The organism is Variovorax sp. PAMC28562 (assembly GCF_014303735.1).
Taxonomy (GTDB): domain Bacteria; phylum Pseudomonadota; class Gammaproteobacteria; order Burkholderiales; family Burkholderiaceae_C; genus Variovorax.
On the sequence record NZ_CP060296.1, the window covers coordinates 1,287,041 to 1,301,972 of the forward strand.

Below are 14,932 nucleotides of genomic sequence, written 5' to 3' on the forward strand. Positions count from 1 at the left end.
CGACATTGGATCTAGGCCGCCGCGCCCGTCGGGGGCTACAGTGGATCGGAATGCACCCTTCCACCTCAACCACCAGACCGATCATGACCCCTCTGCCCTTGCTAGCCATCCCCGGCCTGATGAACGACGAACGCGTCTGGAAGCACCAGCATGCCGCCCTCGCGCCGGACCGCGAAGTGCACATTGCCGACATCACGGCGTACGGCAGTGTGCGCGAGATGGCCTCCGCTGCTCTGGCGAGCGCCCCCGGTCCGCGCTTTGCACTGGCGGGGTTTTCGCTCGGCGGTTATGTCGCCCTGGAGATGCTCCGGCAGGCACCCGACCGAATCGCAGCGCTGGCGTTGGTCGACACGGGTGCCCGTGCGGACACGCCGGAGTCGACCGACATGCGTAAGAGAATGATGGCTGCCGTGGGCGCCGCGCCGACCAACTTCGGCGCGGTGGCGACTGCCTTTCTCCCGCGCGTCATCCACCCTTCGCGGGCGCACGATGACGAACTGATCGACCTGTTCACGGACATGGCCAGGGCCGTCGGCGTCGAAGGATTCGTGCGGCAGCAACAAGCGGCCATGCTGCGCGTCGACAGCCGCCCCACGCTTCCGGATATTCGTTGCCCTGTTCTGGTGGTGTGCGGCCGCGAAGACCAGACCACGCCCCTCGCGCTCAGCGAGGAAATGGCCGCAATGATTCCCGGCGCCCGGCTGGTCGTGATCGAGGCGTGCGGGCATATGGCACCGCTGGAGCGACCTGACGAGGTGACGCAGGCCCTGGTCGAATGGCTGGGTCGGGCGCAGTAAACCGGGCCCCGGGATCGGCCAGACCAGTCCGAACCGGCCCCATGCCCGTGCCCAGGCCCGTCCAGGCCGCGCGCCACCAGCCTGCGCTGGCTAAAGAGGGTGCTCGGTGTAGAAGCGCCCGCCGTGATACAGCAACGGCGACGCGCCCACGTTGTGCGTGCAGCGCTCCACTTCGCCGACGAAGATGATGTGATCGCCTTCGTCGTAGCGGCTGCGGTTGAAGCATTCGAAACTCGCTGCCGCACCCACCAGCACGGGGGCGCCACTCAGCCCTTCGGTGAACGCGACATCGGCCCAGCGGTCGATGTTCTTGGTCGCGAAGCGTTGGGCCAGCGCCTTCTGGTTCGCCGCGAGGATGTTGACGGTGTAGTGCGATCCGGCGCTGATGGCCGGCATCGACGATGCGCTCAGCGCCAGGCTCCAGAGCACCAGCGGCGGATCGAGCGAGACCGAGTTGAAGCTGTTGGCCGTGAGCCCGACCAATTTGCCGTTGGCCGCGCGCGCAGTGACGATGGTCACGCCGGTGGCGAACATGCCCAGCGCGTTCCGGAACTCGTCGACCGAGAAAGAGGGCGCTTGCGCCTGGGCGGGGAGGGTCACTGGCATCACTGGCATCACTGGCTGAGCAGTCGTCTAAAAGAAGACCGTCATTCTGGCCGATCGCGCTGCGCTGCGCTGTCGTCGAAGCGCCTGTTCGCACGCGAACGCGACTAGCCAAAGAACCAGTAGCAGACCGCGATCGCCGCGACGACGCCGGCCAGTTCTGCCAGCAGCGCACAAGCCACAGCGTGTCGCGCCCGCTGGATGCCGACCGCGCCGAAGTACACCGCCAGCACGTAGAAGGTGGTCTCGGTGCTGCCCTGAATGGTGGCGGCGACCAGCGCCGGAAAGCTGTCGACGCCCTGGCTTTTCATGGTCTCGATCAGCATCGCGCGCGCCGCGCTGCCCGAGAAAGGCTTGACCAGTGCGGTCGGCAGCGCCTCGACGAAGCGTGCGTCCAGGCCGCCGGCCGTCACCAGCCAGCGCAGCCCGCCGAGCACGATGTCGAGCGCGCCCGAGGCACGCAGCACCCCTACGGCGCACAGCATGGCGACCAAGTAAGGCAACAGGTTCTTCGCGATGTCGAAGCCTTCTTTCGCGCCTTCGACAAAACATTCGTAGACCTTCACACGGCGCAGCGCACCGGCCACGACGAAGATAAGGATGATGCAGAACAGCACGAGGTTGCCGAGCAGCGACGACAGCGACGCGATGGCCGCCGCCGAGAGCGTGCCGAGCAGCGCCATGAAGCCGCCCAGCAGCAGCGCGCCCGGCAACAGATAGGCCAGCACCACCGGGTCCCACAGCCGCAGGCGCTGCACGACTGCGACCGACAGCAGGCCGACCAGCGTCGATGCGCTCGTGGCCAGCAAGATCGGCAAAAAGACCATCGTCGGGTCGGCCGAGCCCTGCTGCGCGCGGTACATGAAGATCGTTACCGGCAGCAGCGTGAGCGACGATGCGTTCAGCACCAGGAACAGGATCTGCGCATTGCTGGCCGTGGTCGTGCTCGGGTTGAGCGTCTGCAACTCGCGCATCGCCTTCAGGCCGATCGGCGTGGCCGCGTTGTCCAGGCCGAGCGCGTTGGCCGCGAAGTTCATCGTGATGAGGCCCAGCGCCGGATGGCCTGCCGGCACTTCCGGCATGAGCCTCCGGAACAGCGGCCCGAGCGCGCGGGCCAGTGCAGCGACGAGCCCCGCTGCCTCGGCGATGCGCAGGAAGCCAAGCCACAAGGTCAGCGTACCGAACAGCAGGACCATCACCTCGACCGACAACCGCGCCATCGCGAACAGGCTCTCGACCAGCGCTGCGAACACGGCCGCATCGCCGCCGATGAGCCAGCGCCCGAATGCGGCCAGCGCCGCCACCACGAAAAACCCCAGCCACAACCCGTTGAGCACGCGCGTCCTTCTCGATGCCGGCCGATGATAGAGGCGACCCGAGCCAGACCCAGAGATGTTCACGGCGGACTCAGGAGAAGGAATTCAAGACGATTGAGGGTGACTCGATGGCGGCGCGCACAGGCCGCAGTTCCTCACTACAGTTCGCCCATGCAGTTTCCCCCACGACATTTCACCAGCGGCCTTCTTGCGCTGGCGACCCTTTTGCTCGGCGGGTGCTTCACGCTGCCGCCTGCCGTGCCGAACACACCGAGCTACGCCATCACCGACGTCGCGAAGACGACGCTTGCCAAGCTGGCGGCGCAGGGCGCACCCCCCGTGGCGCCCGACGGCTCGCCGTTCTCCGGGTTCCGCCTGTTGCCCGAGGCGGCCTTCGCTTTCGATGCGCGCATCTCGCTGGCGCGCAATGCAGAGAAGTCGCTCGACGTGCAGTACTACCTCATCAACAACGACGACGTCGGTCTGCTCCTGCTGAGAGAGCTGCGCGAGGCGGCTGAGCGCGGCGTGCGCGTGCGCCTGCTGGTCGATGACCTCTACACCGGCGGAGAAGACGAGTTGTTCGCGTCGTTTTCGGCTTTTCCGAATGTCGAGGTGCGGTTGTTCAATCCGTTGCCGTCGCGGGTGAGTTCGCTGCCGGCCCGGCTGGCCTTGTCGATCTTCGATTTCGCACGCATCAACCACCGTATGCACAACAAGCTGCTGGTGGCCGACAACAGCTTCGCCGTCTCGGGTGGGCGCAACATCGCCAACGAGTACTTCATGCGCAGCACCGAGGCGAACTTCATCGACATGGACGTGGTGTCGAGCGGGCCGATCGTGCACGACATGTCGAAGGCGTTCGACATGTACTGGAACAGCTCGCACGTTTGGCCGATCGAGAGCATTGCTCCGCTCACCGTCTCGAAAGAGGAGGCGCGGCACCGCTTCGACGAGTTGGCGCGCACCGCTGTGCCCGACGTGCCGCTGCGGCCGCGCGACGTGCTCGAGAAATCGCCATTGGGCGAAGAACTGCTGACCGGCAGGATCGATCGCCGCTGGGCCACGGCGCATCTCTTCGCGGACAACCCCGACAAGATCACGCGCGACCGCAACGCGGCGTTTCGCGGCAGCGTGACCGAAGGGGCGTTGGGCGTGATCGACACCGCGAAGAAGAAAGTGGTCATTGCTTCGCCGTACTTCATTCCCGGGCCGATCGGCATGGCGATGATGCGCAAGCAGATCGACGCCAACGTCAGCGTGGTGGTAGTCACCAACTCGCTCGGCTCGACCGACGAGCCGCTGGCCTACGCGGGCTACGAGCGATACCGGGCCGACATGCTGAAGGTCGGCGTGACGATCTACGAAATCGCGCCGCGCTACACCTTCAACAAGCGCTTCGGCGATTTCGGCAAATCGATCAGCCGGCTGCACGCCAAGCTCGCGATGATTGACGACTCGCGCATGTTCGTGGGCTCGATGAATCTCGACCATCGATCCGCCGCGGTCAACACCGAACTCGGGCTGGTGATCGACAGCCCGCCGATGGTCGAGGAGTACAACAAGCTCGTGACCGGCCCACGCACCGACGACCTCGGCTACCGCCTGCGCCTGACGCCCGATGGCCGCCGCGCGCAGTGGGTCGAGTACGACGACGAGGGCGGCGACATCGTTCATGAAGACGTGCCGGGGGAGTTCCTGTGGCTGCGCTTCAAGAACTGGCTGCTGCTGCCGATCGTGGGGGAAGACCTGCTCTAGGCGCTTCGTTTCGCCTGCTTTTCACAATTCGCGGCGCCGCACAATCCGGGCGATGAATTTGCGCCGTCGTGATTTGAACAGGGCTGCTCTCTGGCTGGCCCTGGGAGCTTGGGGAGTGCGGCCGACGACGACACGTGCTGCAGGCGCGGTGGGTGCGCCGCGCTGGCAGGGCAATCCGTTTTCGCTCGGCGTGGCGAGCGGCCAGCCGCGGCCCGACAGCGTCGTTTTGTGGACACGCTTGCTGCCGGATGCGGCAATCGAATCGGGCTGGAATGCCGAGGCCGAGTGCCCGGTGCGCTACGAAATCTTCGGCGACGAGGCGCTGCGGCAATCGGTGCGAAGCGGCGAGGTCATGGCCTGGCCGTCACGCGCGCACAGCGTGCATGTACGCGCCGACGGGCTCGCGCCGGGGCGCAGTTACTGGTACCGCTTCACCTGCGGCAATGCGGTGAGCACGGTCGGGCGTACCTGCACCGCGCCAGCAGCCGATGGCGAGGTGCAACGCCTTCGTTTCGCCCTGGCCTCGTGCCAGCATTGGGAGCAAGGTTTCTTCACTGCCCACCGCGAGATCGCGCAGCGCGATCTCGACTTCGTGATGTTCGTCGGCGACTACATCTACGAGGGCAGCAGCCCGGCCTACACCGTACGGCAGCACGGCAGCTGGACGCCGCATACGCTGCCGCAATACCGGGCGCGGCATGCGCTCTACAAAAGCGACGCCGACCTGCAGGCTTCGCACGCCGCGCATCCGTGGATCGTGACGCTGGACGATCACGAGGTGGTCAACGACTACGCCGACGATCGCGATCCGGCGTACACCGATCCCGCGCGGTTTTTGCAGCGTCGGGCCGCTGCTTATCGGGCTTACTTCGAACACATGCCGCTGTCGGTTCCGCCGCAGGGCGCGGCCATGCAGATCCACGACCGATTTACATGGGGTCGGCTGGCCGACATCTGGACGCTCGATTCCCGCCAGCATCGCAGCCATCATGCGTGCCCCGATTCGCAACGCGACAACGGCCGCAGCGTGATCGGCTGCGCCGAGCTCGAAGACGCATCCCGCACCATGCTCGGCGCTGAGCAGGAGCAATGGCTGGCGGCTGGCCTCGCGGGGGCGGCGCGTCGCTGGAAGCTGATCGGACAGCAGACGCAGATCAGCGCCACCAGCGTCGACACGCCGCAAGGCCGCAGCGTCTGGACCGACGGCTGGGACGGATATCCGGCGGCGCGCCACCGCTTGCTGCAGGGCATCGCGGAGGCCGGCGTGCGCAATGTCGTCGCGCTCGGCGGCGACGTGCATCGCCATGCTGCCGCCAACCTGCGCGTGGTGCCTAACGATGCAGCGTCGCCGATCGTCGCGACCGAGTTCGTCGGCGGCTCGTTGACCTCGCGCGGAGCCAGCCAGGTCGCCATGGCGCGCATGCGCCGCGACAACCCGGACGTGCTGCATGCCCGAGGCGACGAGCGTGGCTGGGCACTGCTCGATCTGCGGCCCGATGCGTTGCAATGCGAGTTCAGGGCGACCGCACATCCGGTGGCGGCCGATGCGGTGTTCAGCCGGCAGGCGGCGTTCACTGTGCTGGCAGACCGTGCCGGGATCGAAGCGGCTTAACGAGGCTGCTTGGGCACGGTGATCAGCATGTCCGGTCGAAACGCATCCTGCTCCCCCTTGCTTCGGTAACCCAGGGGATTGGCGACCACCCGGCAGCCGTCTTTCACATAGTCGAAAGCGCAGTGCAGATGCCCGTGCAGCCAGAGGTCGGTGAGCGGCAACAGTCCATCCAGGGAATTGCAGAAGCCGGCGGTACCGGGTGCGAGGCCGTAACGCGGGTCGGCGCTGGCGAGCGTCGGTGCGAAGTGGGTGACAGCGACCGTGGGGCCGTCGAACGGTTCATTCAAGGCTTTGCCCAGCCACGCTTTACACGTAAGTGAGTGCTCTCTCAGCAGGTCGGACATGAAGGGCTGACCGCCTCGCGTGGTGGCGGCCTTTCTCAAGTAGAAGTCGGCAGCGCGCATCGCCTTGCCTCGCTTCTTGAGCGCCTGGGCCAGGCCGTCCGACGGTTCGATCAAGGCGTCGAAATCAGCCCAGAGGGTGGTCCCGACAAAACGCACGCCATCGATCACCAAAGTTTCGCGCTCGAGCCAGTGGATGCCGAGAACCCCGCAAAGTTGGCGCAGCCGCGAATGCGTGGCGTCGAAATCGGCGTTGTCGTATTCGTGGTTGCCAGGCACGTACAAGACAGGCACCGGCCAGCCATGCAGCGGAGAAAAGCGTGTGAGCCCGAAGTCCGGCTCGGTCAGCCGCGAGCCTTCCTGGTACGAGCCGACATCGCCGGCCAACACCAGCAGGTCGGCGCCCGGCGCCGGTGCAATCTGGAGGCGGGGATGGGATTCGATGTGCAAATCCGAGAGCAACTGCAGTTTCATCGTCGATTGGTTTTCATGGCGCCATGCAGAGCGCGCATAAGGTCGCTCTGGATATCTAAGGGATAACCCTTATTATTCTTCTCTACCTACTCAGGCGCCGCCCCCAGGCTGCGCAATGTCATGTTCAGTCTATTTGCCTTTTCAGCCACGTTCGTTCGTTCGTTCCTCCAAACCAGCGCCAGCGCGGCGCCCGAGAGCCTGGCTGCCGTGTTGATGGAGAGCGCTGGCAGCCGTGCCGGCAGCGACGCCCGCCAGGCACAAGAGCTGCGCGTCGCAGCCAGCGCCTGGCTCAGCGTCGTCCGCTGAGTACCGATGTTGCGAACGCCGCTGCGGCCGACCGCAGCAAAGCATCGCGCAGCCACTCGTGCGCATGGATGTGCTGCGCGCGCCGGTGCCACACCGCATCGACATGCACCAGCGGCTGGTCGAACGGCAGGTCGCGCATCACCAATCGCTCGTCCACCCCGGTGACGTTGACGAAGTGGCGCGGCAGCACGGTCAGCAAATCGGAGCCTGCGACGACACGGCCCGCGGTAAAGAACTGGTTCACCGTGACGGCGATGCGTCGTTCGCGGCCCAGGGCGCCCAACGTCTGGTCGACGAATCCGTACGGCCGGCCCGAGAAACTCACCAGCAGATGCCGTGCGGCGCAGTAGGCGTCCAGCGTGAGCGGGCTGGCGGCCAGCGGATGGTCGCGCCGCATCACGCACACGTATTGACCGACATACAGCCGTTGTGTTTCGAACGGCACGCCGACGCCCGACTGGCTGCGCGCCGCCAGGCTGGCGGTGACCGCCGGAAAATAGCCGATCGCCATGTCGGCCTCCTCGTGCTCCAGCAAGCCCCGCGGGTCGCGCGTCGTGAGCGGCAACACGCGCAATGAGATGCCGGGCGCTTCCAGTTCCGCGATCCGCACCAGGCCCGGCATGAGCTCGGCAGCGGTGGCGTCGGCCATGGCCAGCAGAAAAGTGGTGTCGGATGTGCTGCTGTCGAATTCGCCCGGCGCGAGTGTGTGTTGCAGCTGACGCAATGCATCGCGCACGGTGGGCCACAGCGCCAGGGCGCGAGCCGTTGGTTCCACTCCGGCACCGGAGCGACGCACCAGCTCGTCGCCGAGCACGTCGCGCAGGCGCCGGAGCGAGTTGCTGACCGCCGGCTGGGTGATGGCGAGGTTGCGGGCCGCCCGCGTCAGGTTGCGCTCCGCCATCACTTCGTCGAAGACGCGAAGCAAGTTCAGATCGAGTGTGCGGAAGTTAACGTCCATCAGTGGTGTGAATGATAAACATCAAGAAGATAAAGTGGCGAAGCACTAGGGCAAACCCTAATATCACTGCATCGGCTCACGCCACACCCGTTCCTTAGGAGGAGCACCATGACTTCTTTCGTTCATGTCGACCAACCCTTGCAGCACGCAGGCTTGAACCGCGCCACCGCCGCCTTCGACAACATTCGCAATGCCGGCCAAGGCGCGACCCGCTTCGGCCTTGCCTTCCGCTTGTTGATCGCTGCAGGCGTCGTGCTGCTCGCTGTATCTACCCAACTCACTACGCATGAATTCGATGCCGGCTGGATGGCCGCCTGGATTTCGCTGTGCGCCATCGCTTTTGGCGTGATCGCGTTGAGCGCCAACAAGATCGGCCCGACGGCGAGCCGCATCGCCACCGCCTGGCACGGTATGGCACAGCGCCGCGCCAGCGCGTTGGCCGATGAGCGCTTTCTGGCGCATGCCTCGTACGACCCGCGCGTGCTGAAGGAACTGCAAGCTGCCATCACACGCCAGCAGGCCGACGGAGAGCTGCCATTGGTAGCATCCGCAAAGGTTGACGCCGTGGTTCGCGCTCATCAAACCCGCCGCACGCCGACGCTGCATGAAGTGCTGGCCAACCACAAGAACCTGTCGCGTTACTACTGAGTGACGGAGCTGTCATCGAGCGCCCGCCCGGTGCGCAAATGAAAAAGCCGCCCTTGGGCGGCTTTTTTCATGGCAAGCGCGTTGTCGCCGATCAGGCGGCCAGCCGCTTCTCTATCGCTGCCTTGGTCGCCGGCAATTCCGCAGGCAGATGGTGCGCCAGCTGGGCGAACAGCTCATCGTGCAGCTTCAGCTCCGCAAGCCAGGCGGCCTTGTCGATGCTGGTCACGGTGTCGAACTGCGCGGCGCTGAAGTCGAGGCCGGTCCAGTTCAGGTCTTCGTAGCGCGGGCTCACCCCTGTGATGTGTGCCACGCCTTCCCCTGCCTTGCCTTCGATGCGGTCGATCATCCACTTGAGCACGCGCATGTTCTCGCCGTAGCCGGGCCAGACGAACTTGCCGTCTGCACCTTTGCGGAACCAATTGGTCGTGTAGATTTTCGGCAACGATGCCCCCGATGCTTTGAGCTTTTTGCCCAGATCGAGCCAATGCTGGAAGTAGTCGCTCATGTTGTAGCCCATGAACGGCAGCATCGCGAATGGGTCGCGGCGCACCACGCCTGCTTGGCCGGTCGCTGCGGCCGTGGTTTCCGAACCCATCGTGGCAGCCATGTACACGCCTTCCACCCAGTCGCGCGCTTCGGTCACCAGCGGCACCGTCGTCGAGCGACGGCCGCCGAAGATGAAGGCGTCGATCGGTACGCCCTTCGGGTCGTCCCAAGCTTCGTCGAGCGCAGGGTTGTTGCTCGCGGCGACAGTGAAGCGCGCATTCGGATGCGCAGCGGGCTTGAGCTTGCCACCGACACCGGTTTCCTTTGCGATGGCGGGCGTCCAGTCCTTGCCCTGCCAGTCGATCAGGTGCGCGGGCAACGCCTTGCCGGGCGCATCCTGCTCCAGGCCTTCCCACCACACGTCGCCATCGTCGGTCAGCGCGACGTTCGTGAAGATCACGCCGTCGTTCAGGCTGCGCATGCAGTTGGGATTGGTCAGCATGTTGGTGCCCGGGGCCACGCCGAAATAGCCGGCTTCGGGGTTGATGGCGCGCAGTGACCCGTCTGCCTGGGGCTTGATCCAGGCGATGTCGTCGCCGATGGTCGTGACCTTCCAGCCTTCGAAGCCGGCGGGCGGCACCAGCATCGAAAAGTTGGTCTTGCCGCACGCACTGGGGAAGGCTGCGGCCACGTGGTACTTCTTGCCCTCGGGATTCGTCACGCCAAGAATGAGCATGTGTTCGGCCAGCCATCCTTCCTCGCGGCCCATGGTCGAAGCGATGCGCAGCGCGAAGCATTTCTTGCCGAGCAACGCATTGCCGCCGTAGCCCGAGCCGTAGCTCCAGATCTCGCGTGTCTCGGGGTAATGAACGATGTACTTGGTCGTGTTGCAGGGCCAGGCCACGTCTTTCTGCCCGGCCTGGAGTGGCGCGCCTACCGTGTGCACGCAGGGAACGAACTCGCCATCCGCACCCAGCACGTCGTACACGGCCTTGCCCATGCGCGTCATGATCTTCATATTGACCGCGACATAGGGCGAGTCGGACAACTCGATGCCGATATGCGCAATCGGCGAACCCAAGGGGCCCATCGAGAACGGCACGACATACATCGTGCGGCCCTTCATGCAGCCGTCGAATAGCGGTTGCAGCGTCGTGCGCATTTCAGCCGGTGCCATCCAGTTATTGGTCGGGCCGGCTTCTTCTTTTTTGGCCGAGCAGATGTAGGTGCGGTCTTCGACACGGGCCACATCGACCGGGTCGGAATTGGCGAGGAAAGAGTTGGGCCGTTTGGCGGGATTGAGTTTCTTGAATGTGCCGGCGTCGACCAGTTGCTGGCAGAGGCGGTCGTATTCTTCTTTGCTGCCGTCGCACCAGTGAATGGCGTCTGGCTTGCACAAGGTGGCCATGTCGGCGACCCAGGCGATTAGCTTGGCGTTTTTTACGTACGAGGGTGCCTGAGTATTCAGGCCCTGCATCACGGGTGCGTTCATCGGAAGTCTCCTAAGTTGAAAATCGTCTTTTCGAACGGGACTTGGCGAGGCGCATCAACAGAGGGCACCGGCGCAAAAGCCGTCTGAGAAAACGTTTCTTTTTTTAAGAGTGCATCGACGCGGGCCGCACCGCCCGCAGACAACAGCGCGAAGCGCTGTCAGGCCAGGAAGACGGCGATGGACGCCAGCAGCAGCATCAGCACGGCGCCGGCAAGCGGCAGCACGATGGGCATCATCGGCACGATCGACTCGACAGCGTCGTGTTCGACGGCGGCCGCGTGGCCTGGATCGACAGGGGTGGGGGTGGACATTGAATTACCTCGGGGGACCAAAAAACTGGTGTCATTTTACTGGCGACGGGCCTTTATGCGGTGTAGGTGCTTGCCAGCCCCTGCACCTTCGCGACACCTGCTTGTCGCGCGTAGCGAAGACGCTCAGTGCTGCTCTTCGGCCTCGAAACCGGCCGCATGGAGTGCATCGAGCACGCTGGCCAGGTGAGGCCGACCGCGGGTCTGCAACACCAGTTCGACATCGACGTTTTGCGCTGCCTGCATGGTGAAGGCGCGCTGGTGATGCACTTCGTCGACGTTAGCGCCCGCTTCCGCGACAGTGGCCGTGATCTCGGCAAGCGATCCCGGCACATCGCGCGCACTCACCCGCACACGAGCGAGCCGACCGGCGCGCACCATGCCGCGTTCGATGATGGCCGCCAGCAGCAGCGGATCGATATTGCCGCCCGACAGCACCAGCCCGACGCGCTTGCCCTTGAAGCGCTCCGGATGCCGGATCATCGCCGCCAACCCTGCAGCGCCTGCCCCCTCTACCAGCGTCTTTTCGATCTCGAGAAGCATCAGCACTGCCTGCTCGATGTCGCCCTCGTCGACCAGCAGCAAATCGTCGACGTGCGTTGCGACGATGGCCTGCGTCAGCACGCCAGGCGTACCCACCGCGATGCCCTCGGCGATCGTGCTCCTGCCCTGCTTATAGTGCGTGCCCTGAATCGCGTTGACCATGGCCGGGAAGCGTGTCGTCTGCACGCCGACGATCTCGATCCCGGGCTGGATCGCCTTGGCCGCCACCGCCATGCCGGCAATGAGCCCGCCGCCGCCGACCGAGATGACCAGCATGTCGAGGTCTGGCACGGATGCCAGCATTTCGAGTGCCACCGTGCCTTGGCCCGCGATGATGGCTTCGTCGTCGTACGGATGCACGAACGACAGGCCTTCGCTTTCCGCCAACTCGTAAGCATGGGCCCGAGCTGCCTCGAGCGTGTCGCCGTGCAGCACGACTTCAGCGCCGAAACCCCGCGTGCGCTCGATTTTCACGCCCGGCGTAAAGCGCGGCATGACGATCAATGCGCGCATGCCGAGCCGCTGTGCGTGGTACGCCACGCCCTGCGCATGATTGCCGGCCGACATCGCCACCACGCCCTTTACGCCGCTGTCGGACAGGTCGACCAGCTTGTTGCAGGCGCCCCGCTCCTTGAACGATGAAGTGAACTGCAGATTCTCGAACTTGAGAAACACCTGCGCGCCGACGATCTCCGACAACGTGCGTGACTCGACGCACGGGGTGTCGAGCAATTGTCCTTGCAGGCGCGCCGCAGCTCGCCGGATGTCTTCGATGCCAACCATGTGAGAGATTGTGGACGGGATCGCAAACGCTAGGGTTTTTACTCTTCCCAAGTCTTCCCCAATCCGGAGGTCTGCGTTATGGTTTGCGTGGGTTTCCTTTTGCTAGCTGGAGATTGTCCGATGGTCAAGCGTTCCGGGGTCGATGTGGTGGCTGCTGCCGTGCGCGGGCAGGCATTGCCGTCCCCCGGGCTAAAGGAAGCGCCGGTGCTGGAGCTGATGTGCTCGCATTTCGTGCTCACGCTCGCGGCCAAGCAGGGACCGCGTTTCAACGTGCGGCGCGACCTCAATGGACTGCTTTCGCTGACCGGTCGCCACTTGGTCTGGCCCGAAACGGTGCTCAAGCGCCTGGGCGAATTTCTGGGCCGACGCTGCGCCGGCAACGAAGCCTGGAAGGGCGTCGAAACGCTCGATGGGCGAACGCTGCTCGAACGCCACGGCATGTGGCGCGGCCCCTACGAAGAAGGCACGCTCTTCTTCTATCTCGACGAATACGCAAAGGACCAGCCGAAGGATCTGCTGTCGGTGCTGTCGGTCACGCGCGACTGGCTGACGCATGCGTTGCGCAAGCAATCGACGCTGGTCGAGAAAAACATCGAGGCGCTGGCCGGCCTGCTGCAACTGAACAAGGCCGAGCGCGCCCTGCTGCTCTACGGCACCTTGGCGCGTTATCAGCGCGACCTGCGCTCGCTGCTCGTCGAGTTCAAGGTCAACAATGCGCCCGAGGCGTATGCCGCCATCGCCGACATCGCGGGCGTGAGCGCCAGCGACGTGGGCGAGGCATTGCGCGCGGGCTCACGGCTGGAGCGCATCGGGCTGGTCGAAAACCTGATCTCCGAACACAACATCACCGACCTGGCCGACCTAATGAAGGTCAGCGAAAAACTGCCGCCGGTATTGATGCGCGAGTACCGCGACCACAACGAACTGATGGCGGTGTTCACCCGGCCATCGTCCAAAAGCACGCTCACGCCGCACGACTTTTCTTTCGTGCAGGAAGACGCGCAGATGCTTGTGACGCTGCTGCAGGCTGCCGTTGCGCGCAAGGAGCCCGGCGTGAACGTGCTGCTCTACGGGCCGCCCGGCACCGGCAAGACCGAGCTGGCCAAGGTCGTGGCGCAGGCTGCGGGGCTCGAACTCTTCGAGGTCGAGTACGCCGACCGCGACGGCAATTCGTTGAGCGGCCGCGACCGCTATCGATCGCTGCAGATTGCGCAGGTCTTTCTCAAAGGCAGCGCGCAGGCCGCCTTGCTGTTCGACGAAGTCGAAGACGTGTTCCCGCCCATCAGCACCGAGGCCGCGCAGTTCATGGCGCGCGCCGAGCAAGTGTCGTCGTCCACCAGCGGCAGCGTGAGCGGCAAAGCCTGGGTCAACCAGATCCTCGAGTCGAACCCGGTGCCGACGCTGTGGGTCACCAACCGCATCGAGCAGATCGACCCGGCCTTTCGGCGACGCTTTGCGTACCACCTCGAGCTCAAGTCACCGCCGCCCGGCGCGCGCGAACAGCTCATCAAGAAAACGCTGGAAGGCGTGATCGTCTCTGAAGCCTTCACCGCCAAGCTGGCCGAGCGCAAGGGCCTCACGCCAGCGCAGATTCGCACCGCTGTGCGCTTTGCAGGCCTCGCCAAAACCGACGATGCCTCGGTCGAATCACTGATCGAACGCCAGCTGAAAAATGCCGACCTGGCATTGGGCACGCTCGACAAATCACCTGGCAACCGGCGCAGCGTGACCACGTACGACCTCGACATGCTGAATGTCGAAAGCCGGTTCGAGATCCCGCGCATCGTCGAGGCATTGAAGGCGCGGGGTCACGGCACGATGTGCTTCTACGGCGCGCCGGGCACCGGCAAGACGGCGCTGGCCGAACACATCGCCAAGGCGATCGGCCGGCCGCTCATCATCAAGCAGGCCAGTGACCTGATGAGCAAGTACGTGGGCGAAACCGAGCAGAACATGGCGGCCATGTTCAAGGAGGCCGAGGCTGAAAAGGCCGTACTGCTGCTCGACGAGGCCGACAGCTTTTTGCAAGACCGGCGCGGCGCGCAACGGACGTATGAAGTGACGGAAGTCAACGAAATGCTGCAGGGCATGGAGCGCTTCGATGGCATCTTCGTGTGCACGACCAACCTGCTCGAAAGGCTCGACCAGGCGGCGTTGCGGCGCTTCACCTTCAAGATCAAGTTCATGCCGCTGACGGCAACGCAGCGGGAGTGCATGTTCGTGACAGAGGCGCTGGCCGGTGACGCGTCGCTGATGACTTCGGAGATCCGCAAGCGCCTTGCGCACCTCACGCAGTTGTGTCCGGGTGACTTCGCGGCGATCAAGCGCCAGACCGAGATTTTGGCGGCTGAGTTTTCAGCCGCTGAGTTTCTGGATCAGCTCGAAGCGGAGCACCGCATCAAGCCTGAAGTGCGTGAATCCCGAGGGATCGGATTCGTGCAGTAAGGCAAAAGTTTTCTGAAAATTTGCGACGCCGTTCAGGCGCGCGGACAGGGTCACAACCAACCGTT

General features: G+C 64.6%; 13 protein-coding genes. 6 read left to right on the forward strand and 7 right to left on the reverse strand.

The genetic code is table 11. The features are described 5' to 3' along the window. The first annotated feature begins 83 nt into the window (after positions 1–83). The gene (locus H7F36_RS06110; RefSeq protein WP_187053840.1) at positions 84–797 is read left to right on the forward strand and encodes an alpha/beta fold hydrolase; all 714 of its coding nucleotides are present in this window, start codon (positions 84–86) and stop codon (positions 795–797) included. Positions 798–887: 90 nt separating this feature from the next. On the opposite strand, the gene H7F36_RS06115 is transcribed toward H7F36_RS06110, so the two are convergent. Then, positions 888–1,403, reverse strand: coding sequence for a flavin reductase family protein (locus tag H7F36_RS06115; RefSeq protein WP_187053841.1), 516 nt, complete (start codon positions 1,401–1,403; stop codon positions 888–890). 104 nt (positions 1,404–1,507) lie between these two features. Beyond that, entirely contained in the window at positions 1,508–2,737 is a 1,230-nt protein-coding gene (locus H7F36_RS06120) for a nucleoside recognition domain-containing protein (RefSeq protein WP_187053842.1), read from the reverse strand. Between the two features lie 150 nt (positions 2,738–2,887). Here H7F36_RS06120 and H7F36_RS06125 point away from each other — a divergent pair, with 150 nt between their 5' ends. Both H7F36_RS06125 and H7F36_RS06130 read left to right on the forward strand, forming a co-directional pair. Beyond that, positions 2,888–4,471 carry a phospholipase D family protein gene (locus H7F36_RS06125; protein WP_187053843.1) on the forward strand — a complete coding sequence of 528 codons (1,584 nt, stop codon included), beginning with the start codon at positions 2,888–2,890 and terminating at the stop codon, positions 4,469–4,471. Positions 4,472–4,523: 52 nt separating this feature from the next. Beyond that, positions 4,524–6,083 carry an alkaline phosphatase D family protein gene (locus H7F36_RS06130; RefSeq protein ID WP_187053844.1) on the forward strand — a complete coding sequence of 520 codons (1,560 nt, stop codon included), beginning with the start codon at positions 4,524–4,526 and terminating at the stop codon, positions 6,081–6,083. Here H7F36_RS06130 and H7F36_RS06135 read toward each other — a convergent pair. After that, positions 6,080–6,898, reverse strand: coding sequence for a metallophosphoesterase (locus H7F36_RS06135; protein ID WP_187053845.1), 819 nt, complete (start codon positions 6,896–6,898; stop codon positions 6,080–6,082). The genes H7F36_RS06130 and H7F36_RS06135 overlap by 4 nt on opposite strands. 120 nt (positions 6,899–7,018) lie before the next feature. Between H7F36_RS06135 and H7F36_RS06140 the strand changes: the two genes are divergently transcribed. Beyond that, a complete protein-coding gene (locus tag H7F36_RS06140; RefSeq protein WP_187053846.1) occupies positions 7,019–7,204 on the forward strand; it encodes a hypothetical protein in 186 nt (61 codons plus the stop codon). On the opposite strand, the gene H7F36_RS06145 is transcribed toward H7F36_RS06140, so the two are convergent. Then, positions 7,188–8,162, reverse strand: coding sequence for a LysR family transcriptional regulator (locus tag H7F36_RS06145; protein WP_187053847.1), 975 nt, complete (start codon positions 8,160–8,162; stop codon positions 7,188–7,190). The genes H7F36_RS06140 and H7F36_RS06145 overlap by 17 nt on opposite strands. 108 nt (positions 8,163–8,270) lie before the next feature. On the opposite strand from H7F36_RS06145, the gene H7F36_RS06150 reads away from it, so the two are divergent. Further along, entirely contained in the window at positions 8,271–8,810 is a 540-nt protein-coding gene (locus H7F36_RS06150) for a hypothetical protein (protein ID WP_187053848.1), read from the forward strand. Between the two features lie 91 nt (positions 8,811–8,901). Here the strand turns inward: H7F36_RS06150 and H7F36_RS06155 are convergent, their stop codons facing one another. The 3 genes from H7F36_RS06155 to H7F36_RS06165 form a co-directional block, all read right to left on the reverse strand. Continuing rightward, on the reverse strand, positions 8,902–10,788 hold the full coding sequence (locus H7F36_RS06155) for a phosphoenolpyruvate carboxykinase (GTP) (protein ID WP_187053849.1): 1,887 nt from the start codon (positions 10,786–10,788) through the stop codon (positions 8,902–8,904). Between the two features lie 158 nt (positions 10,789–10,946). Then, positions 10,947–11,099 (reverse strand): hypothetical protein, encoded by a 153-nt coding sequence (locus tag H7F36_RS06160; RefSeq protein ID WP_187053850.1) that lies wholly within the window; start codon positions 11,097–11,099, stop codon positions 10,947–10,949. 123 nt (positions 11,100–11,222) lie between these two features. Continuing rightward, entirely contained in the window at positions 11,223–12,422 is a 1,200-nt protein-coding gene (locus H7F36_RS06165) for a threonine ammonia-lyase (protein ID WP_187053851.1), read from the reverse strand. Between the two features lie 120 nt (positions 12,423–12,542). Here H7F36_RS06165 and H7F36_RS06170 point away from each other — a divergent pair, with 120 nt between their 5' ends. Further along, the gene (locus H7F36_RS06170) at positions 12,543–14,867 is read left to right on the forward strand and encodes an ATP-binding protein (RefSeq protein WP_187053852.1); all 2,325 of its coding nucleotides are present in this window, start codon (positions 12,543–12,545) and stop codon (positions 14,865–14,867) included. The last annotated feature ends 65 nt before the right edge of the window (positions 14,868–14,932 follow it).

What these genes read in the sequence shown, in the direction of transcription:
- H7F36_RS06160 (WP_187053850.1), bottom strand. Translation starts at nt 11,099, where the DNA reads ATGTCCACCCCCACCCCTGTCGATCCAGGCCACGCGGCCGCCGTCGAA.
- H7F36_RS06155 (WP_187053849.1), bottom strand. Translation starts at nt 10,788, where the DNA reads ATGAACGCACCCGTGATGCAGGGCCTGAATACTCAGGCACCCTCGTAC.
- H7F36_RS06140 (WP_187053846.1), top strand. Translation starts at nt 7,019, where the DNA reads ATGTTCAGTCTATTTGCCTTTTCAGCCACGTTCGTTCGTTCGTTCCTC.
- H7F36_RS06125 (WP_187053843.1), top strand. Translation starts at nt 2,888, where the DNA reads ATGCAGTTTCCCCCACGACATTTCACCAGCGGCCTTCTTGCGCTGGCG.
- H7F36_RS06135 (WP_187053845.1), bottom strand. Translation starts at nt 6,898, where the DNA reads ATGAAACTGCAGTTGCTCTCGGATTTGCACATCGAATCCCATCCCCGC.
- H7F36_RS06170 (WP_187053852.1), top strand. Translation starts at nt 12,543, where the DNA reads ATGGTCAAGCGTTCCGGGGTCGATGTGGTGGCTGCTGCCGTGCGCGGG.
- H7F36_RS06115 (WP_187053841.1), bottom strand. Translation starts at nt 1,403, where the DNA reads ATGCCAGTGACCCTCCCCGCCCAGGCGCAAGCGCCCTCTTTCTCGGTC.
- H7F36_RS06130 (WP_187053844.1), top strand. Translation starts at nt 4,524, where the DNA reads ATGAATTTGCGCCGTCGTGATTTGAACAGGGCTGCTCTCTGGCTGGCC.
- H7F36_RS06145 (WP_187053847.1), bottom strand. Translation starts at nt 8,162, where the DNA reads ATGGACGTTAACTTCCGCACACTCGATCTGAACTTGCTTCGCGTCTTC.
- H7F36_RS06110 (WP_187053840.1), top strand. Translation starts at nt 84, where the DNA reads ATGACCCCTCTGCCCTTGCTAGCCATCCCCGGCCTGATGAACGACGAA.
- H7F36_RS06150 (WP_187053848.1), top strand. Translation starts at nt 8,271, where the DNA reads ATGACTTCTTTCGTTCATGTCGACCAACCCTTGCAGCACGCAGGCTTG.
- H7F36_RS06165 (WP_187053851.1), bottom strand. Translation starts at nt 12,422, where the DNA reads ATGGTTGGCATCGAAGACATCCGGCGAGCTGCGGCGCGCCTGCAAGGA.